The organism is Caballeronia sp. ATUFL_F1_KS39, assembly GCF_023630985.1.
GTDB lineage: Bacteria > Pseudomonadota > Gammaproteobacteria > Burkholderiales > Burkholderiaceae > Caballeronia > Caballeronia zhejiangensis.
On sequence record NZ_JALQDZ010000064.1, the window covers coordinates 60,667 to 79,765 of the forward strand.

General features: G+C 65.7%; 16 protein-coding genes. 11 read left to right on the forward strand and 5 right to left on the reverse strand.

What is annotated here, in order from left to right; translation table 11 throughout:
* Nucleotides 1–31: 31 nt before the first annotated feature.
* The 3 genes from NCR93_RS30720 to NCR93_RS30730 are packed head-to-tail and all read right to left on the reverse strand — an operon-like array spanning nt 32 to nt 2,918.
* Entirely contained in the window at nt 32–1,492 is a 1,461-nt protein-coding gene (locus NCR93_RS30720; protein ID WP_175982148.1) for an NAD(P)/FAD-dependent oxidoreductase, read from the reverse strand.
* On the reverse strand, nt 1,489–1,791 hold the full coding sequence (locus tag NCR93_RS30725) for a (2Fe-2S)-binding protein (protein ID WP_008345641.1): 303 nt from the start codon (nt 1,789–1,791) through the stop codon (nt 1,489–1,491). Before NCR93_RS30725 ends, NCR93_RS30720 begins: the two co-directional genes overlap by 4 nt.
* Nucleotides 1,792–1,793: 2 nt before the next feature.
* Nucleotides 1,794–2,918 (reverse strand): NAD(P)/FAD-dependent oxidoreductase, encoded by a 1,125-nt coding sequence (locus NCR93_RS30730; RefSeq protein WP_051078950.1) that lies wholly within the window; start codon nt 2,916–2,918, stop codon nt 1,794–1,796.
* Between the two features lie 102 nt (nt 2,919–3,020).
* Here NCR93_RS30730 and NCR93_RS30735 point away from each other — a divergent pair, with 102 nt between their 5' ends.
* The 7 genes from NCR93_RS30735 to NCR93_RS30765 all read left to right on the forward strand — a co-directional run bounded on the left by NCR93_RS30735 (nt 3,021) and on the right by NCR93_RS30765 (nt 10,502).
* On the forward strand, nt 3,021–3,929 hold the full coding sequence (locus NCR93_RS30735; protein WP_175982147.1) for a LysR substrate-binding domain-containing protein: 909 nt from the start codon (nt 3,021–3,023) through the stop codon (nt 3,927–3,929).
* A 241-nt stretch (nt 3,930–4,170) separates the two neighbouring features.
* Nucleotides 4,171–4,575, forward strand: a complete 405-nt coding sequence (locus NCR93_RS30740; RefSeq protein ID WP_008345636.1) for a thioesterase family protein — start codon at nt 4,171–4,173, stop codon at nt 4,573–4,575.
* Nucleotides 4,576–4,599: 24 nt separating this feature from the next.
* Entirely contained in the window at nt 4,600–5,949 is a 1,350-nt protein-coding gene (locus NCR93_RS30745) for a phenylacetate--CoA ligase family protein (RefSeq protein WP_250530455.1), read from the forward strand.
* Entirely contained in the window at nt 5,946–6,716 is a 771-nt protein-coding gene (locus tag NCR93_RS30750) for an enoyl-CoA hydratase/isomerase family protein (RefSeq protein ID WP_175982145.1), read from the forward strand. Before NCR93_RS30745 ends, NCR93_RS30750 begins: the two co-directional genes overlap by 4 nt.
* Complete coding sequence (locus NCR93_RS30755; protein ID WP_175982144.1) at nt 6,713–7,432, forward strand: HAD family hydrolase; 720 nt, start codon at nt 6,713–6,715, stop codon at nt 7,430–7,432. The genes NCR93_RS30750 and NCR93_RS30755 overlap by 4 nt, the downstream gene beginning before the upstream one ends.
* Nucleotides 7,429–8,562, forward strand: a complete 1,134-nt coding sequence (locus NCR93_RS30760) for a branched-chain amino acid ABC transporter substrate-binding protein (protein WP_175982143.1) — start codon at nt 7,429–7,431, stop codon at nt 8,560–8,562. The genes NCR93_RS30755 and NCR93_RS30760 overlap by 4 nt, the downstream gene beginning before the upstream one ends.
* An 83-nt stretch (nt 8,563–8,645) precedes the next feature.
* Nucleotides 8,646–10,502 carry a sigma-54 interaction domain-containing protein gene (locus NCR93_RS30765; RefSeq protein ID WP_175982142.1) on the forward strand — a complete coding sequence of 619 codons (1,857 nt, stop codon included), beginning with the start codon at nt 8,646–8,648 and terminating at the stop codon, nt 10,500–10,502.
* 22 nt (nt 10,503–10,524) lie between these two features.
* Here NCR93_RS30765 and NCR93_RS30770 read toward each other — a convergent pair whose 3' ends face one another.
* Nucleotides 10,525–11,409 carry an SDR family oxidoreductase gene (locus NCR93_RS30770; protein WP_175982141.1) on the reverse strand — a complete coding sequence of 295 codons (885 nt, stop codon included), beginning with the start codon at nt 11,407–11,409 and terminating at the stop codon, nt 10,525–10,527.
* Between the two features lie 115 nt (nt 11,410–11,524).
* Between NCR93_RS30770 and NCR93_RS30775 the strand changes: the two genes are divergently transcribed.
* Together NCR93_RS30775 and NCR93_RS30780 are read left to right on the forward strand one after the other, a co-directional pair.
* Nucleotides 11,525–12,418, forward strand: coding sequence for a LysR family transcriptional regulator (locus NCR93_RS30775; protein ID WP_175982140.1), 894 nt, complete (start codon nt 11,525–11,527; stop codon nt 12,416–12,418).
* A gap of 204 nt (nt 12,419–12,622) precedes the next feature.
* On the forward strand, nt 12,623–13,906 hold the full coding sequence (locus NCR93_RS30780; protein WP_175982139.1) for a sensor domain-containing diguanylate cyclase: 1,284 nt from the start codon (nt 12,623–12,625) through the stop codon (nt 13,904–13,906).
* A 42-nt stretch (nt 13,907–13,948) separates the two neighbouring features.
* Here NCR93_RS30780 and NCR93_RS30785 read toward each other — a convergent pair whose 3' ends face one another.
* Entirely contained in the window at nt 13,949–16,306 is a 2,358-nt protein-coding gene (locus NCR93_RS30785; protein ID WP_175982138.1) for an acetamidase/formamidase family protein, read from the reverse strand.
* A gap of 290 nt (nt 16,307–16,596) precedes the next feature.
* On the opposite strand from NCR93_RS30785, the gene NCR93_RS30790 reads away from it, so the two are divergent.
* Nucleotides 16,597–17,478 (forward strand): ABC transporter substrate-binding protein, encoded by an 882-nt coding sequence (locus NCR93_RS30790; protein WP_175982137.1) that lies wholly within the window; start codon nt 16,597–16,599, stop codon nt 17,476–17,478.
* An 18-nt stretch (nt 17,479–17,496) separates the two neighbouring features.
* Nucleotides 17,497–19,080 (forward strand): amino acid ABC transporter permease/ATP-binding protein, encoded by a 1,584-nt coding sequence (locus tag NCR93_RS30795; RefSeq protein WP_175982136.1) that lies wholly within the window; start codon nt 17,497–17,499, stop codon nt 19,078–19,080.
* Nucleotides 19,081–19,099: the final 19 nt, after the last annotated feature.

Sequence of the window (19,099 nt, forward strand, 5' to 3'; positions counted from 1 at the left end):
TGGGGTGTCGTTTCGTCTGTCGTGGATGGATTCAACTGGGAAATTCGCCGCGTGCGAAGTCGTCGTCGAGCGCGATGGACTCGGCGATTTCATCGACCGTGACCGGCTTGATCGGCGCGCGGATGCGGTAGTAACCGACATCGCCGACCGCGCGCTCCTGCACCTGCGCGATCAGTTCGCCGACCGTCGTGCCGCACCATCGGCCCTGACACGGGCCCATGCCGCAGCGTGAGAATGCCTTCATCTGATTGGGTCCCTGGCAGCCCAGCGCCGCGATCGCGCGAATCTCGCCCGCGGTGACTTCCTCGCACCGGCACACGATCACGTCGTCGGCGGGACGGCGCAGCGCGGCGGGCGGCGCGTAGAGCGCATCGAGCAGCGGACGCACGGCGAGATGGCGTTTCATCGCAAGCCGCGCAGGACGGCTGCGTGCATCGCGGGCTGGCGCATCGAGCGCGCCGAGTTCGCGCGCGATATCGAGCGCCGCAAGCGTGCCCGCGTGCGCGGCGGCCTTCGCCCCGCCGATGCCCGCGCCATCGCCCGCGATCCACACGTTCTTCACGCTGCTGCGCCCGCGCGCATCGGTGCGAGGCCGCCAGCAGGCCGACGACGCATCCCATTCGTGCTCGCAAGCGAGCGCGCGCGACAGTTGCGTCGACGGAATCACGCCCTGATGCAGCAGCACGAGCGACGTGCCGATCGATCGGGACGCGCCTTGTTCATCGACGAAACGCACGCGTTCGGCCCGTCCTTCGCCTTCGATCGAAAAAGCGCCAGCACGGCGATGCACCGGGATGCCCGCGCGCTTGACCGCGCCCATCATGCGCAGACCCTTGAGCAGATAGTCGGCGCCGGCGAGTGCGGGGAGCGCATGAGGCAGCGCGGCGCGCCAGGCATCGCGCGGTGTCGTGTCGATGATGGCCCGCACACGGCGTCCCGCATTCAGCAATTGCGATGCGAACAGCCACAAGAGCGGTCCGCAGCCGGCGAGCACGGCGTCTTGCGAGGGCGCCAATCCGGACGACTTCAGCAGCGTCTGCGCCGCGCCGACGCCCATCACGCCCGGCAAGGTCCAGCCGCGCACGGGCCACGGACGCTCCTGCGCGCCGGTCGCGACGAGCACCGCGCGCGCCGAAACGTCGAGCGTGCCGCCGGGCTCGCCGTCGTGCGCGCGGCGCGTGAGCATGGCGACGGCGCGGCCGTTTCCGGACTCGATCTGCCATACGACGCAGCGCGCGAGATGGGTCGCGCCGCTGGCCTCGAAAGCGTCGATCAGCGCGCGTCCGGCGAGATAGTCGTCGCCGAGCACGGATGCATCCGCGAGCGGAGACCGCGACGCGTTGCGATAGATCTGTCCGCCGGGCGCTTCGCCTTCGTCCGCGACTAACACCTCGAGGCCCGCGCGGCGCGCGACGATCGCCGCCGACATGCCCGCAGGCCCGGCGCCGATGATCAGCAGATCGCACTTCGACTGTGCCGGATGCCGGGTCATGCGAGTCTCGCCTTGCCGGACATCGGACGCACACGCATGCCTTCGCGCACGCGCGTCATGCACGCCTGCACGTTCGGCACGCCGTCGATTTCGACCAGACAGTCGAAGCACACGCCCATCATGCAGAACGGTCCGCGCGGTGCGCCGCTGACCGGCGTGTTCCGGCACGCCAGCGTGCCGCTTTCCAGCAGCGCCGCCGCGACCGTGTAATGCGTCGGCACCTGCCGATGCGCGCCGTCGATGTCGATGCACACCAGCGGCGTCGACAGCGTGGCGAGGGATTCGAAGTGCGTGGGCATGTCTAATTCGAAAAGCGCGTGGCGACGAAAGGATGAAGAATCGCGGGCCGTGCGCCGCCCGCGATCCACGGTGCGATGACGTCCGCGTGCGCGGCGGCGAGCGTCACGCCGCTATGACAAATGGCGAGGAACGCGCCGGGATGCGCCGCCGATTCCTCGTAGACCGGCAGTCCGTCCGGCGTCATGATGCGCAACGCGCCCCATGCCCGCACGATGCGCGCATGCGCGAGTGCCGGAAACGCGGTGCGTGCGCGCCGGGCGATATCGGCCATGACGGCGCGTGTCTGGCCGTCGTCGAAGCCGACCTGCTCGGCGGAGTCGCCGAGGAGCACGGAGCCTTCGCGCGTCTGCCGCACGACCAGCGTCGGATAGTCGAGAAACGGCGCGAGCCGCTCGGTCACCATGATCTGACCGCGCAGAGGCGTGATCGGCGCGTTCATGCCGACCATCGGCGCGAGGCGCTTGTTGTCGAGACCCGCGGCGAGCACGACGCGTCCGGCTTGCAGCATGCCGTGCGTCGTGTCGATCTCGAAGCGGCCCGCGCGAGGGCGAATCTCGCGCACCTCGCTATGCGGAAGATACGTGCCGCCGTGCGACGCAAAGGCCTGCTGCATGGCGCGCAGCGTGTAGAGCGGGCTCGCGTGGCCATCGTGCGGCGAATAGAGCGCGCCCGCAAGTTCGTCCGATGCCGAAGGCACACGCGCCTTGAGCGCGTCGATGTCGAGCACTTCGTAGTCGAGCGATGCGTCCTGCGCATGAATCGATTGGAGCAGCTGCCGGCCGGCTTCGAGCTGCTCGGCCGTCTCGCACAACTCGATGCCGCCGGGCCGTTCGAATCCGGCGTCGATGCCCGTTTCGCGCTTCAATTGCGCGGCGAAAGCGCTCCAGCGCTCCGACGACTCGCGCGACCATTGCGCATACGGCAGGCATCGTCCGCCTTTGCCCTGCACCCAGACAAGGCCGAAATTGCCGCGCGCCGCGCGATGCGCGGAGTCGGCTCCGTCGCACACGGCAACGCGCTGGCCCGCACGCGCGAGCCCGTAGGCGATCGCCATGCCGACGAGTCCGCCGCCCGCGACCACGATATCGAACCGGCAGCATGTGTTATGGGCGAGATCGACGTGCATGAATTGCGCTTTGTGCCTGCATTGATGTATCGAGACGCAACTTTCGGCGGATAAAAAACGCCCGTCAAATGCCGAATGATCGGTCATCTATAATTCAATGTTATGGAAATGTCCGAGCTCAAAATCCGGCAGATCGAAGCGTTTCGCGCGGTCATGCTTCGACACACCGTCACGCGCGCCGCCGAGTCGCTGCATATCTCGCAGCCCGCGGTGAGCCGTCTTATCGCCGATCTCGAAAGCCGCGTCGGCTTCGTGCTGTTCGAACGGCAGCAGGGGAGGCTTGCGCCCACGGCCGAAGCGCGCGTGCTGTTCGAGGAAGTGGAGCGCGCGTTCGTCGGACTGGACCGGATCACGCAGGCGGCCCACCAGATTCGCGCGATGCGACGCGGTTCGCTGCGCGTGGCAGGGTCGCCCGCCGTCGCGCTCGATCTGCTGCCGGCGGTGATCGCGCGTTTCGTCGAGCAGCATCCGGGCATCGACGTGAGTCTGCTCGCGCACAGTGCGACGACGGTGGTCGACAAGGTTGCGTCCGGCCAGTGCGACGTGGGCCTGACCGCCGAGGCTATCCCGCATCCGGCCGTGAAGAGCGAGCGGCTTCCGAACGCGGTGATGCGATGTATCGTGCCGCGCGGGCATCGCCTGGCGCGCCGTGCATCGTTGAGTCCCGACGACCTGCGCGGCGAGCCCTTCGTTTCGTTTCCGCACAGCTTCGACGCCCGCGCCGCGATCGACCGCGTCTTCGTGGAAGCGGGCGTGACACGCAATCTCGTGATCGAGGCGCAGTTATCGCAAGCGATCGTGGCGCTGGTCGCCAATCGAGCGGGAGTCGCGCTCATCGACCCGGTGACGGCGGCCTACGCACGGCAACGTGTGGCGGTGAAGCGTTTCGCGCCTGCCGTGCACGATCATTTTTATATCGTGACGAATGCCTCCCGGCCCGTTCCCGTTGTGGCCGACGCGTTTTGCGACGCCGTGCGGGAGGCCTTCGGACGGGTTGTCGCTGAGGTCTGACTTCATGCGGAACTCGCCCCGGTTTCATCCGTGATGGATGTCGAGACCCGCGCACGCTCGTCACCGTGCAGCGACTGCCGCATCAGCCGCCAAGACGTCCGTAGCGAATCGAAACGTCAAGAATCTTAACGGTCCGCCGTTCCAACGTCTTGCAAAATCGCCCGAAGCCCCGCTCGACGGGGCTTCGGCCCATATGGCCCGGACCTTGCCTTATTGGCGGCTACACAACCCGGAGCCGCACATGATCGAACGAGGCCGAGCCGCCACGCTCACCCACACCGTCACATCCGCGGATCTCGCATCCGCCCACGCGCGCGACGCGGACGAGCGCTACCCCGACGTGCTGTCCACGCCCGCGCTCCTGTCGCTGATCGAGCGCGCTTCTGCCGATGTGCTGCGCGACGCCATCGGTGACGGGCAACTGTCCGTCGGCGTGACGACGCATCTCAACCATCTCGCGCCGACGCCGCTCGGCGCCGAAGTATCCGCGACCGCGACCTTCCGCGACATCGACGGCGCGCTGTACTGGTTCGACATCGTCGCCACCGATGCGGGCGGGCCGATCGGCACCGCGAGCCACGCGCGGGCGATCGTCGAGCGGTCCGCGATCGAAGCACGCGCCGCCAAACGCCGCCGCGCCGAATAACGCCAACACGACAGAGGACCACACATGAACGTAGCAGTTCATTCGCCGGCGCACGGCGTCTACTTCGACGAAGCGTTCGAGACGCTCCCGCTCGACGAAGTGCGGCGTCATCAGGATGCGTTATGGGCGTCTCACTGGCCGTATCTGCGCGCGATGTCCGCGTTCTATCGCACGAAGCTCGAGCGCTGGGCCGGCCGCGACGACATCACGCTCGACACGCTGCAGGACATGCCCTTCACCGAGAAGGACGACTTGCGCGTAAGCCAGGAGAACGCGTCGCCGTATGGCGATTACGTCGCGTGCACGGAGAGCGGCATCGCGCGGCTGCATCGTACGTCGGGGACGACGGGACGGCCGCTGATCCTCGCCAACAGCGCGCGCGATGCCGCGGATATCGCCCGCGTCGGCGCGCGCTCGATGTGGGCGGCGGGACTGCGCCCGGAGCATCGCGTCGTGCACTGCCTCAACTACTGCATGTGGACGGGCGGCTTCACCGATCACACGATTCTCGAAGCCGCCGGCGCGACCGTCGTGCCGTTCGGCGTCGGCAACACGCGGCTTCTGATCGATTCGATCCTGAATCTCGGCATCGACGCGATTTCGTGCACGCCGTCTTATCCGGCGCTGATCGAGCAGGTGCTGCGCGAGACCGGCGGCCCCGCGCCGCGCGATCTCGGGCTGAAGCTCGGGCTTTTCGGCGGCGAGGCCGGTCTCGACAATCCGGAGTTGCGCGCCGCGATGGAGGAGAAGTGGGGCTTCGCGGTGCGCAATGCGAACTTCGGCCTTTCGGAAGTGCTGAGCATTCTCGGCGGGCAAACGGACTGGACGACCGATCTGCTGTATCACGCGGCGGACGTGGTGTTCGCCGAGATCATCGATCCGCACACGCTCGCGCGTCTGCCGATCGAAGCCGGCACGACGGGCGAACTCGTCTGCACGCATCTGCGCAAGCAGTGCCAGCCGCTCGTGCGTTATCGCACGCGCGACGTCGTCACGGTGACGGCCACCGACGCCGGCCCCGATGGCCGCAGCGCCTGGCGCTTTCGCGTGACGGGCCGCACCGACGACATGTTCAACGTGCGTGGCGTCAACGTGTTCCCGGGCGCGGTGCGGCTCGCGGTCGAGGCGTTGCCGCAATGGGCGTCGGGCATGTTTCGCATCGTGCTGAAAGGGCCGGGGCCATACGACCGCATCGCGATGACGGTCGAGGCCGCGAACGGCTTGCCCGTCGCACGCTGGAACGATGCCGCCGCGCGCATCGAGGCGGCCGTGCGCGAACGCATCGGCGCGAGCGCGGCTGTGACCATCGTCCCGTTCGAGCACTTTCCGCGCACCGAAGGCAAGACACGCTGGATCGACAGGGAGCCCGCATGAGCTACGTCAGGACACGCACGGAAGGACCGCTTCGGGTGGTGACGCTCGACCGCCCGGAGCGCATGAACGCGATCGGCGGCGCGCTGCTCGACGATCTGCACGAGGCGCTGCAAGAAGCGAACGACGACGCCTCGTGCCGCGTCATCGTGCTGACGGGCGCGGGCCGCGCGTTCTGCGCGGGCGACGATCTCAAGGAGTTCGGCGAGCAGAGCGCGACTGACGCAAGCATTCGTCTGCATATCGGGCGCATTCAGCGCATCACGCGCGATCTGATGTTCAACGCGAAGCCCGTCGTCGGCGCGGTGCATGGCTTTGCCGTCGGCGGCGGCTTCGAATGGATGCTCAATTGCGACATGGTCGTGGCGTCCGACGATCTCGTCGCGTTCTTTCCGGAGATGGCGTGGGGCCAGTTCGTCACGGGCGGCGTCACGCATTTGCTGCCGCAGGCGCTCGGCCATCAACGCGCAATGGAATTGTGGCTGCTCGGCGAGCGGCAAAGCGCGCAATCGCTGATGTCGATGGGACTCGTCAATCGCGTCGTGCCACGCGAAGCCATGCTCGATACGTCGATCGCGCTGGCCTCGCGCATCGCGGAGCAATCGCCGGGATCCATCGCGCGGCTGAAGCGCCTCGTCACCACGCAATTGAGCGAATCGCTCGCACGGAGTCTCGAACTCGAGTTCGACGCGACGATCGACGCCTTCGCCGATCCCGACGCCGCCGAACGCGTCAAGCAGTTCGCCACGAGAAAGGAGCGCGCGCAATGAACCCCAAAGCCCTGACGTTCGATTACTTCGGCACGCTCGTCGATGTGGATCGCGGCGGCACGCTCGGCATCGCGGAAGTGTTGCGGCGTCTGTCGATCGAGACCGGCGACGCGATGTTCGACATCTATCTCGACTGGGATATTCGCAATGTGCGGCTGTATCGCGGGCAGGCGTATGCGCGTTACCGCGACGTGGCGGGCGAGGCGCTCGCCGCCGTGCTCGATGCGCGCTGGCCCGGCGCGCGCAAGGGCCACGCGCTGGACGAGCTGACCGACCTGTTTCTCGCGCATCTCGTCGAGGCGTCGCCCGCGCATGAGGACGCCGAGCCGTTTCTCGACTGGGCGGCGTCGCGCTATCCGCTGATGCCGATCACCAACATGGACAGCGACCTGTGGCGGCGCACGCAGCTCACCCGCTTCTTCGAGCATGTGACGACGGCCGAGATGGCGCAGGCGTACAAGCCGTCCGAGGCGATCTTCAGGCTGGCGCTCGACCGCCTCGCGCTGCCGGCGCATGACGTGTTGCACTGCTCGCTCGCGAGCTGGGCCGACATCGACGGCGCGAAGCCGCTCGGCATGGCGGTCGCATGGATCAATCGCGGCGCGGACACGCTCGGCGCGTGGCAGCCGCGCCCGGATTTCGAGTTCGACACCTTGTCGCCGGTACGGGACCTTCTTGAGAATCTGACACTCACTGCGACGGGAGAATCACGATGAAACCGATGAAGACGGCAATCACGTTCATTGCATGCGCGGCGATGCTATGCGGCGCGGCGCATGCGCAGGAAGTCGTGAAGATCGGCGTGGCCGGCCCGCTGACCGGCAGTGCGGCGTCGAGCGGCAAGGACGACGAGCGGGGCGTGCGGCTCGCCATCGACGAATTGAACGCGAAGGGCTTCGCGATCGCCGGCAAGTCGGTGAAATTCGAGCTGATTTCGATGGACGATCAGGGCGATCCGAAGGTCGGCGTGAACGTCGCTCAGAAGCTCGTCGACGATGGCGTGTCGGCGGTCATCGGCCATTACAACTCGGGCGTGAGCATTCCGGCGGCGCGCATTTACAACGACGCCAAAGTCGTGATGATGACGGGCGCCTCGTCGAACCCGGATCTCACGCATCTCGGCTATCCGTACGTGTTCCGCCTCGCCACCAACGACAACGTGATGGGCGGGCGCATGGCGGTCTATGCGTCGAAGGTGCTGGGCGCGCAACGCGCCGCCGTCATCGACGACCGCACCGCCTACGGCACGGGGGTCGCGGACGTGTTCATCAAGACAGCGCAGAAGGAAGGCTTGCAGATCGTCGCGCGCGAGTACAGCACCGACAAGGCGACCGACTTCAAGGCCATTCTCACGCAGATCAAATCGCGCAATCCGCAGGTCGTGTTCTACGGCGGCTATTACGCGCAGGCCGCGACGCTCGCGCGGCAAATGACCGAGCTCGGCCTGAGCGCGACGCTCGTCGGCGGCGACGGCATCTGTTCGCCCGAATTCGACAAGCTCTCGGCGGGCGTCGCGGACAAGCGCATGTTCTGCGCGCAAGGCGGCGCGCCGCTCGACACGCTGCCCGAGGGCAAGACCTTCCGCGCGAAGTTCAGGAATGCGTTCAGCGCCGATGTCGATACCTACGCGCCCGCGTTCTATGCGGCGACGCTCGTCGTCGCGGATGCGATGCGCAAGGCGGGATCGGCGAAACCGGAGGTATTCGTGAAGGCGCTGCGCGATCAGTCGTTCGACAGCATTCTGGGCCCCGTCAAGTTCGATTCCAACGGCGACTGGATCGATGCGCCTGTCACGGTGTACCGGCTGAACAGCGGGGCGCTCACGGCGATCGCACAGAAGGACTGAGCGCGCGATGCCGCGATGCGCGGGGCGGCGGGATTTTGTCCTGTTACATTCGAAGCCGTTGACCCACCGCATCGCAGGTAGATATGGCCACCGTCGCGCTCGATCCCAGCATCGCCACACTCGAGAGCGCGCTCGCGTCGCCCAGATGGCGCGATGCGCGCCGCCTGGCCGCGCGCGAGGCCGGCGCGTGCATCTTCACGCTCGATCGCAGTGGCCATGTGCTCGAACCGCTCGCGCACATTGGCGACGCCGCGCTCGATGCCTTCCTCGCGCGCTGTCCTTCGGCGGGGCTCGCCGCGCTCGCCGAAGCCGCCACCGTCTCATCGGACGGCCGCTGCGTGACGCTGGCGCTGCAGGACGCCGATGCATCGATCGCGCAGGCGTTCGCGCTGCGTGTCGATGCGCATGGCCGCCGGGTTTTTCTCGTCGCGTTGCGCTGGCGGAAGGCGGCGAATGAAGCGGCGGATGAAGCGGCGAATGAAGCGGCGAATGAAGCGACGAATGAAGCGACCCCCGCGCCCTGGATCACGCTGCTCGGCGCGACGCTCGACGTGCTGCTGCAAAGCGCGTTCGACCTGGCCGCCTACGACACGCTCGTCGAGGAACAGCGCGCGATCATCGATCATATCGGCGATGGGCTGATGGTCATCGGACAGGGCCAAGTGTTGCGCCACGTCAATTCGGTCGCGGGACGCATTCTGGGCATCGATCCGCGGACGAGCATCGGCAAGACGCTCAACGAAGTGATCGATTTCGAGCCGATCGTCGGGCCGATCTATCGGACAGGTGTGGGTTACGTCGATCGCGAGCTCATCATCGATTCGCCCGCGCGCCACTTGCACCTGCTCGATACCGCTATCCCGATCAAGAATCGTTGCGGCGAAGTCGTGTCGGTGGTGAACACGTTTCGCGAGATGCGGCGCGTGCGCAAGATGGCGGGGCGCTACGCGGGCAATCACGCACGCTTTACCTTCGACAACGTGATCGGCTCCAACGCGGGCCTCAAGCGCGCGGTCGATGCAGCGAAGAAGGCGGCGCGCGGCGCGTCGAACGTGTTGTTGTCCGGCGAAAGCGGCGTCGGCAAGGAAGTGTTCGCGCAGGCGATCCACAATGCGAGCGCGCGCGCCGCGCTGCCGTTCATCGCGATCAATTGCGCGGCGCTGCCCCATGCGCTGATCGAAAGCGAGCTCTTCGGCCACGCGCCCGGCAGCTTTACCGGGGCGGCGCGGGAAGGCCGTCCGGGCAAGTTCGAATCGGCGGACGGCGGCACGGTGTTCCTCGACGAAATCTCGGAGTTGCCCATCGACGTGCAGGCGAAACTCTTGCGCGTGCTGCAGGAGCGCGAAGTCACGCGCATCGGCGACACGCGCGGCATTCCCGTCGACGTGCGCATCATCTGCGCGAGCAATCGCGATCTCGCTTCGATGGTGCTCGCGAAGACGTTTCGCGAGGATCTGTACTATCGCTGCAATGTCATCGAGATCATGATCGCGCCGCTGCGGGAGCGTCGCGAGGACATTCGCGCGATGGCCGCGTTCTTCCTCGATCGATATTGCGCGCGCATGCACAAGCCGAGGCCCGAAATCGCGGAGCGGGCACTGCGGCAACTAGAAGCGCATGACTGGCCGGGCAATGTGCGCGAAATCGAGAATCTCGTCGAGAAGATCGTCAACTTCAACGAAGGCGAGCCTGTCGCGGATGTATCGGCGTTTTTGGGCGGCGCATCGGTTTCGCCGGCGCGCGATGGGTCGGCCGAGCATCATGGCGAGCCGGTGTCGCTGAAGGAGGCGGAGCGCCTCGCCATCGAAAGTGCGTTGAAGGCGTGCCACCTCAATGTGACGCATTGCGCGAAGCTCCTGCAAGTGTCGAAGCCCGCGCTCTACGCAAAGATGAAGCGGCACGGCATTCGCGTCGAACGGTCGATTCGTCAACTGGACTGAGCGAGCGGGCTTTTCACGGCAATCAAATGGTGCGCTGCGATTGCCCCTCTGCCAGATCGGCGGCGAAGTCGCGATAGGCGTGCAGGGGACGGCCCAAAATGCCGACAAGGCGCTCGGCATCGCCGAGTTCGGGCACCATCCCGTCGCTGACGTAACGCTCGGCCATCAGGCGCATCTCGTACGCCATCCACTTTGGCATGAAGCTCGCCAGATTCTGCTCGAAGCCAGTCGGGTCGTCGCCACCGTAGCCAACGGGACGACCGAGCACGTCGGTCCAGATGGCGGCGAGTTGGGGGCCGGTCAGCGTGTCAGGCCCGACAAGGTTGATGACCTCCAGTGGAAGGTGAGCGGCCGCCTCGTCCCGACGGATCAGTTCGAGGGCCGCGACCTCCGCAATGTCGCGGGTGTTCACCATTGCGACGCCCTTCGTTCCGATAGGCATCGGGTAGACGCCGTGCTCGATGATCGCGTCCTTGATCATCAGTTCGTTATCCATGAAGTACGCGGGCCGCAGGATACTGGCGCTGAAGCCCATCGCCTCGATCATATGCTCCGCACCGGACTTGACGGCGAAATGCGGCACATTGACGAAGCGTTCTGCGTGCATCACCGACAGATACACGACGCGTTCGACGCCGGACTCGCGGGCGATATTCAGCGCGATCAGCGCCTGCGTGAATTCATCGCCCGAGACTGCGTTGAGCAAGAACAATGTGCGCACGCCGGCGAACGCGCGGCGAAGTGAGTCGATGTCGAGCATTTCGCCCTGCACGACACTCACGGCGCTGGGAAAGTCGGCCTTCGACGGATCCCGCACGAGTACGCGCACGTCGGCATTGCGACGCACGAGCTGGTCGACGACCTGGCGGCCGACACGGCCGGTGGCGCCGGTAACGAGAATAGTCATGGTGTTGCTCCTTGAGCGTGGTTGGGATGGCTCAAAGGTACGTGATCCAAATCTGGTCCGGAAGATGCTATAAAGAGACGACGTGTCTCACCAATGGAACGCTGGAATAGCGCGAATGGATCTTCTTGCACTTGCTGATTTCAACCTCGTCGCTCGTTACGGAAGCTTCGGCGAGGCGGCTCGCGCCGCGGGTCGTCCGAAGGCGACGCTTTCGCGAAGGGTGAGCGAACTCGAAAGCGACCTTCAAATCCGGCTTCTCGAACGGGGACCGCGAGGCGTAAAGCTCACGCAGGAAGGACTGGCGCTCTATGAGCGCACCGGTGCGCTTCTCGCCGAGCTCAGCGCCAGTGCCGCAGCGATAGCATCGAGCAGCGAGCAGCCTCGCGGCCGCTTGCGAATCAGCGCACCCGCGCTTTTCTCGCAAATCGCCATGGGAAAACTGGTCGCCTCGTTCGCGCTGAAGTGGCCGGAGGTTCGATTGGAAGTCACGACGGAAGATCGCCCGGTCGACATGATCGAAGAAGGTTATGACCTGGTTATACGGGTCAACCCGGCTCCCGACGAGAATCTGGTTGGACGGATCATCCTGCACGACCGGCTCGTCGTCGTGGCGAAGCCCGGACTGGAGCCGCCCGAGGGAAAAGCGCGCGTGCCGGCAGTCATCCGTGGAGCGGCCGATCAAACGTCGTTCTGGGATGTCACCGGCGCCGAGGGGAGAAAGCGCATATTCGTCGAGCCATTCGCCACACTGTCATCGCTCGTCATGGTGCGCGACACGGTCCGGCTTGGCGTTGGGATCGCGTGCCTGCCGCTGTCGCTCGTCAGCCGCGATATCGCCGCCGGTCGACTTTCACAGTGGGGCGAGCTGGACGGGTCCGACATCGCGCTGTGGGCGCTTTACCCTTCAAGGCGCTTTCTGAGCGCGCGCGTGTCCGCTTTCCTGAATCACCTCAAAGCATCGTTTCCCTCCGGCGCTCCGGAGGAATTGGCGGCGTTGATCGACGGGTAGGAGCGTCAGACGATGCGCTGATACGAGGGTCTCGCCGTTGCGTTCGTCTTCGAGCCGGCCGCAACAAGCTGCGCTGCGGTGAATCGCGCTCGGACGCTTCGCCCTCAAGCCTTTGCCCACGCTGCCGATAACAAACGCATGGTGGCGTCAGCGACGCAAGTGGATGATTATCGGTGCCGGACGACGGCGCGGCAGGATAGGAGTATGTCGGGGTTGCCCAACACATCGCGGGAGATTACGGAAGGCGCAACGATCGGCGTGGCTATCGTGGGCCGCGATGCGCGCGGCGGTCTGATCGTCAGGACCTGCAACGACGCGTTCATGCGCATGACGGACGCCTCGCGAGCGGACACGCCCGCGCTTCCCCTCGCGGTCGATGCCATGATGCCGGCCGAGGCGCATCCGATCCTCATCGAAAAGTTGAAGGCGTGCTTCGACGGCCAGACGCACACGCATCGATTCATCGACGGCGCGCGTTCGTGGCGTCTCGCGCTCGAACCGCTCAGGGGGCCGGGCGCGCTCGAAGCCGTGCACGAAGTCATGATTTCGTGCATCGACGATACGCCGAAGAAGCCGCTCCCGCGCGAAGTCGAATTCGACGCGTCGCGCTTTCGCGCGGTCGTGGACTCGGCGTACGACGCGATCGTGAGCATCGACGAGCGGCACGAGATCACGCTGTTCAATCGGGCCGCCGAGAATCTGTTCGGCTATACATCGGCAGAAGCGCTCGGGAGGCGCATCGAGATGTTGCTGCCGGAGCGCGCGCGTGCGCATCACGCGGACAACGTGCGGCAGTTCGCGAATTCGCCGATGACGAACCTGCGCGCGATGACCGCGCCGCGCATGGACGAAAGCAACAGCGTTTTCGGGCGGCATCGCGACGGCACCATCATTCCGGTGGAAATCGCCATCTCCAAGATCGACGTGGGCGGCGTGGTCGAGTTCACCGCGGTCATTCGCGACATCACCGAGCGCGCGCGGCTCATGGAACTGCTGAAGCAACAGGCCGTCACCGATGCGCTCACCGGTCTGCCGAACCGACGCGAGTTCATCGACTTCGTCGAAAAGCTGCTCGCGACCGACGAGATCCTGTCCGTCTTCATTCTCGACATCGATTTCTTCAAGGCGATCAACGATAACTACGGCCACGATATCGGCGATGAAGTGCTGCGCGTGCTCGCGAATGTCGGAAAGTCGATCCCGCTCGAATCCATGCTGTTCGCGCGCTGGGGCGGCGAGGAGTTCGTCGCGGCGCTGCCGGGCGCGGACGCGAGTGCCGCGCCGCGGATCGCGGACGCCTTGCGCCAGCGTCTGGAGCGGCAGGATGTCGAGCATGTCTGGCGCGTCAAGGCGATTCCTTTCACCGTGAGCATCGGCGTGGTGACACGCGAGCCCGGCGAGCGCGACGTGGATGCGCTCATGCGGCGCGCGGACCGGGCGTTGTATCACGCGAAGGCGGCGGGGCGTAACCGTGTCGAGGTCAGATGAACGCGGGCAGAAGCCCGGCCTGCACGAAGCGCGGGACCGCGCTCAATCCGTGAACAGCGCCTTGCGGATGATCGCGTGCACGCCCCAGTTGCCATCGACGACTTGCGTGACGCCGAAGTCCACCGCCACCGACATCAGCGAGATGGCTTCGTCTTCGGTGAGTCCCTTGGTGGACATCAGAAACCGCCGCGTCTTGATGAAGGCATCGCGCATGGCCTGATCCAGCGTGGACTTCTGATAGACCTCGCTTTGCGCGCTGGTGCCGAACTCGGCCAGATAGTCGGGATGGCTGAAGCCGTGCAGCACCCATTCATCGGCGGTTTCGACGAGCGGATACGTGAGGTCCGCGAACGACTGCGAGGCAAGCGTGTGCTTCTTGTGCAGGATCAGTTCGAAGTCGCCGGTGAGCGAGCATTCGATGGCCGTGCCGCACAACTCGGAATCGCCCTGCGACGCGTGCGGGTCGCCGATCGACAAGAGCGCCCCGGCCACGCCGACCGGCAGAAACACGCTCGCACCCGGACCGACGCGCCAGTTGTCGAGATTGCCGCCGAAGGCCGAAGGCGGAATCGAATCGATCAGACCGTTCTGCTGCGGCGCCACGCCGATCACGCCGAAGTGCGGTCGCACGGGAATGGTCACGTTCTTCAGCACGTCGTGATTCTCGACGACGCTCGCGTGATCCACCGGCACGCCCGGATAATCGATGATCGGATGCAGCACGCCGAAAGGATCGCGCTGCGGCGTCCAGCGGTAGTTGTAGACGGCGCGCGCATAGGCGCTGTCGTCGCGCGCTTCGTCCGTGTGGATCTCGTAGATGGTCACGACTTCGCGCGGCTTCGGTTCGGTGAGCAGCTCGCGATAATGAAAGCCCCACCACGCCGCGACGTTGCTGCCGAACGCGCGGCCGTGGAACTTCGGGTTCCTGCAGCGGCGAGGATGAATATCGACGATGCGCACTTCCAGGACATCGCCCGGTTCCGCGCCTGTCACCGCAATCGGCCCGGTGCAGATATGCACGCCGAAGCCTTCGCCCGCGCCGCGTCCATAGATGGAGGCGTTCATCGGGCCCGCGCCGCGACGGTCCACGTTCTTGCGTTCGGCTGTCCAGTGGAACACGCTCTCCGCGCCGGGATCGCCTTCGATCATGCGGTCCCAGTCATCCGACGCATGCTGCGTGAGCGCTTCGACCGTCACCGTATCGCCGCTCGCGACTTCGAGCACGGGCTTGAGATCGTGGCTGAAATAGCCCCAGTGCACCGTGTTCGCCGTTGCGCGCAGCAAATGATGCCGCGGCCTGCCGCCCGTCCGCGCAGGCCGCGCTTGCACGGCATCGCTTTCGTCGCGCACGGCGACGAGCGTGTCGCCCGTCTCTTCACTGCGCGCCTGCGCGATCAGACTCGCGGCGTTCACCGGCAGCCCGCGCGATAGCGAATGCACGAGATGGCGCGCGAGTTCCAGGTTCGCTTCGTGCCGGAACGTGCGCGGCGATGCGCCATAACGCTCGCGGAATACGCGGCTGAAGTGCGCCGGATCGTTGAAGCCCCAGCGAAAGCAGATGTCGGATATGGAGACTTTCTCCGAGAGCGGATCGGCCAGTTCCGCGCGGCAGCGTTCGAGGCGGCGCGAGCGCACATACGTCGAGAAACTCTGTCCGGCGAGTTCGAACAGCTTCTGCACGTAACGCGGCGACACGCGTTCGTCTTTGGCGAGCGAGGCCACGCTCAGGGTCGAATCGGCGAGATGCGTTTCGATGAAGCGGCACAGTCGCGCGAACAACGCCGACTGCGGCGGCGTCAGCCCGTTGAACGAACCTTTGCGTTCCTGTCCGGCGAGACAGGCCACGAGCATTTCGGCGAGCGCGAGTTCGGTGGGACGCAACTCCTCCGCGCTCAGCGTTTCGAGGCTTTCCACGACCGAACGCAGAAAGCCCGAGAAGATGTGGCCGATGCCCGTCGCGCCCGGCAACAAGGCCACGCGCAGCGAGAGCGGCGAAATGAGACGCGCGTTGATGGCGCTCCTGGGCGCCCGCACGATGAACGCGCGAAAGCGTCCCGCGAAAACCAGCGACGCGCTCTGGCCCGGCGCGGCATAGACGATGTCATGCGGGCTCACGCGCTCGCGCAGACCATCGGCGACGAGCGTGGCGTCGCCATCGATCAGCAGCACGAGCATGAGACTGTCCGCGTGATCCGCGCTCATCTGCAGCGTCTGCGCGGCCGAGGCGATGGTCGTGAACTCGATCCCGCCCGCCGATACGCGCGATGTCAGCGTGCCGTGCAAACCGCGTTCGCCGCCTTCGATCTTGCCGCGCCATCCGAGACGTGCGAGCGCCGCGTTCCATTCATGCCGGCGCTCGAACTCGGGATACGACTCGGTGGTGAAGCGCGACAGATTCAACGAAAACTCCACGATAGGCGAAGCAGCAAGCGCTTTTCAAAAGCAACCTTCGCGCCATCGCGATGCTGACGGCGGCGGGTGCATCGCGTATCGAAGACAGTGCATACATGCGCCATCGCGGCGCACGTCTGCACTTGCGCGCATCACCCGACGCGCGGCCTCATGCGTTCTTGGACGAGCGTGCACGTCAATACCAGCAGTTGTGCGCAGCCAGTCAAGTTCGCGGGATTTCGGTCGCCTACGCTCTGGGCATCGCAAGTCAATCGTCATCAGCCGTCAGGAGCGTATCGATGCAAAGGAATCTCGTGGGCCGTTTATCTCGCGCAGGACTTGGCGCGCTGTGCGCGGTGTTGTTCGCCTTCGCGGGACAGGCGCACGCCGCCGCGCCCGCCGAATGCAGCGCGTTGCAGGCGAAGTACCCGCAGTTCAAGGGCAAGACACTCACCAATGCGATCAATCCGCATACGCCGGGCTATGAAGCGCTCGACCCGAACGATCCGAGCAAGTACATCGGCTTCGATATCGATCTGGGCGAGTTGATCGCGCAATGCCTCGGCTTCACGATGGCCTACAAGCCCGTGACCTTCGCCGCGCTGCTCACGACCTTGCAGAGCGGTCAGGCCGATATCGTCATCTCCGATATCTACGCGACCGAGGAGCGCGCCAAGGCCGCCGACTTCATCACGTACTCCAAGGTGTTCGACGGCGTACTCGTCGCCAAGGGCAACCCGAAGAAGATCACCGGCATCAACACGTCGATGTGCGGCACGACAGCCGCCGAAAACACGGGCTATGTGGAAGTGCCGCTGATTCAGGCACTGGCGCCGCAATGCAAGGCGGCCGGCAAGCCCGAAGCCACCGTGCAGCTCTACGACAACAACGCCAACTGCATCCAGGCCATTCTCGCGGGCCGCGCGGATACGTACATCAACGACGTGAACACGGTCGACCAGGCGGTGAAGGCGTATCCGGACAAGCTGGAGAAAGCGACCGCCGTGACCTTGCCGTACTTCGTGGGCATCGGCGTGCCGAAGGACAAACCCGATTTCCGCGATGCCGTGATGGCCGCGCTCGTCGCCATTCAGAAGAGCGGCGCGCAGTCCGAACTGCTGAAGAAGTGGGGCCTCGGCGTCGAGAATCTCGCGACACCGCAACTCGTCGTTGCCAAGTAAGCGCGGAAGCATCGGCATATGGACCTGTTCCTTCACTATCTCGGCCTGCCTTATCTGCTCGACGGCATCCGCTTCACGATCACCGTCACCTTGCTCGGACTCGCGGGCGGGCTCGTGCTGGGACTCGTCCTTGCCGCCATGCAACTGAGCCGAATCGGACCGCTCGCGGCCATCGCGCGCGGCTATACGGTGATTTTTCGCGGCACGCCGCTGATTCTGCAACTCGTGTTCGCCTACGACGCCCTGCCGCATATCGGCATCAAGCTGAGCGCCATCGGCGCGGCGGGCCTCGCGCTCGCCGCGAACGAAGCGCCGTTCATCGCGGAGATATTCCGCTCGGGCGTGCTCGGCGTGGATCGCGGACAGACGCTCGCGGGGCAGGCGCTCGGCATGACGCCTTCCGTGCTGATGCGCCGGATCATCGCGCCGCAGGCCCTTCGCTCGATGATTCCCGCGCTCGGAAACGAAACCGTCAGCGCGTTGAAGAACTCTTCGCTGGCTTCGGTCATCTCGGTGGGCGAGCTGACCTTGCGCAGCACGCAGCTTGCTTCGTCGACGTTCGACTTCTTTTCGATCTTCTTTGCGTCGGGTCTCTTGTATTTGTGTCTGACGGGCGCGATCGCCGCCATTCAGCTGATGATCGAACGCGCGCTCGATCTGGACCGCGCCAGCTCGCGCGGCGGCTTCTGGGGACGACGCCGGAGCACGCCCGTATCGACGAAGCCCGCAGGCCCGACCGATCTGCCGCCGGTCTTCGTCCCGGCTCGCGTCACACCCGGCGACCGCGCACGCCGCTACGACGCGCTGTCTCGCAACGGCACCGCCGTGCAGATCAATGGCGTACACAAGCGCTACGGCGAGCAGCCGGTGCTCAATGGCTTCGATCTCGACATCCGCTCGGGCGAAGTCGTCGCGTTGCTCGGACCGAGCGGCTCGGGCAAGAGCACGCTGCTTCGCTGCATCAATCATCTGGAACAGTGGGAACAAGGCGAGATACGCGTGGGCGGACGGCGCCTGGGCTTTCGCGATGACGGGCGGCGCATGAATCCGCGCGAGCTTGCGAAGGAGCGCGCGAGTCTCGGCGTCGCCATGGTGTTCCAGCAGTTCAATCTTTTCGGCCATCTGACGGCGCGCGAGAACATTGCATTGCCGCTCGTCTGGGTGCACGGCGCGACGCTCGCCGATGCCAACCGACGCGCGGATGCCCTGCTCGAACGCGTGGGCCTCGCGCATCGCGCCGATGCGTTGCCGCGTCATCTGTCGGGCGGCCAGCAACAACGCGTGGCGATTGCGCGTGCGCTCGCGCCGAATCCGCGCGTGCTGCTGCTCGACGAGCCGACTTCCGCGCTCGATCCGGAACTCGTGGGCGAAGTGCTCGAAGTGATCCGCCGCCTCGCGCTCGACGATGGCCTGACGATGATCATTTCGACGCATCAGTTGCGCTTCGCCGATGAAGTGGCCGACCGCGTCGTGTTCCTGAGCGGCGGCAGCGTCGTGGAGGACGGACCCGCGCATCAGGTCTTGACGCGGCCGCATCATCCGTTGACGGCGCGCTTTCTCAACGTGATGGGCGCGGGGAGCACGCTCGAAACCGTGCACTGAATCGCATCGATAACACAGC

Excerpts from the sequence above, each read along its gene's own strand:
- NCR93_RS30755 (WP_175982144.1), top strand. The coding sequence starts at position 6,713 with ATGAACCCCAAAGCCCTGACGTTCGATTACTTCGGCACGCTCGTCGAT.
- NCR93_RS30765 (WP_175982142.1), top strand. The coding sequence starts at position 8,646 with ATGGCCACCGTCGCGCTCGATCCCAGCATCGCCACACTCGAGAGCGCG.
- NCR93_RS30775 (WP_175982140.1), top strand. The coding sequence starts at position 11,525 with ATGGATCTTCTTGCACTTGCTGATTTCAACCTCGTCGCTCGTTACGGA.
- NCR93_RS30780 (WP_175982139.1), top strand. The coding sequence starts at position 12,623 with ATGTCGGGGTTGCCCAACACATCGCGGGAGATTACGGAAGGCGCAACG.
- NCR93_RS30760 (WP_175982143.1), top strand. The coding sequence starts at position 7,429 with ATGAAACCGATGAAGACGGCAATCACGTTCATTGCATGCGCGGCGATG.
- NCR93_RS30770 (WP_175982141.1), bottom strand. The coding sequence starts at position 11,409 with ATGACTATTCTCGTTACCGGCGCCACCGGCCGTGTCGGCCGCCAGGTC.
- NCR93_RS30745 (WP_250530455.1), top strand. The coding sequence starts at position 4,600 with ATGAACGTAGCAGTTCATTCGCCGGCGCACGGCGTCTACTTCGACGAA.
- NCR93_RS30725 (WP_008345641.1), bottom strand. The coding sequence starts at position 1,791 with ATGCCCACGCACTTCGAATCCCTCGCCACGCTGTCGACGCCGCTGGTG.
- NCR93_RS30740 (WP_008345636.1), top strand. The coding sequence starts at position 4,171 with ATGATCGAACGAGGCCGAGCCGCCACGCTCACCCACACCGTCACATCC.
- NCR93_RS30750 (WP_175982145.1), top strand. The coding sequence starts at position 5,946 with ATGAGCTACGTCAGGACACGCACGGAAGGACCGCTTCGGGTGGTGACG.
- NCR93_RS30790 (WP_175982137.1), top strand. The coding sequence starts at position 16,597 with ATGCAAAGGAATCTCGTGGGCCGTTTATCTCGCGCAGGACTTGGCGCG.
- NCR93_RS30735 (WP_175982147.1), top strand. The coding sequence starts at position 3,021 with ATGGAAATGTCCGAGCTCAAAATCCGGCAGATCGAAGCGTTTCGCGCG.
- NCR93_RS30730 (WP_051078950.1), bottom strand. The coding sequence starts at position 2,918 with ATGCACGTCGATCTCGCCCATAACACATGCTGCCGGTTCGATATCGTG.
- NCR93_RS30795 (WP_175982136.1), top strand. The coding sequence starts at position 17,497 with ATGGACCTGTTCCTTCACTATCTCGGCCTGCCTTATCTGCTCGACGGC.
- NCR93_RS30720 (WP_175982148.1), bottom strand. The coding sequence starts at position 1,492 with ATGACCCGGCATCCGGCACAGTCGAAGTGCGATCTGCTGATCATCGGC.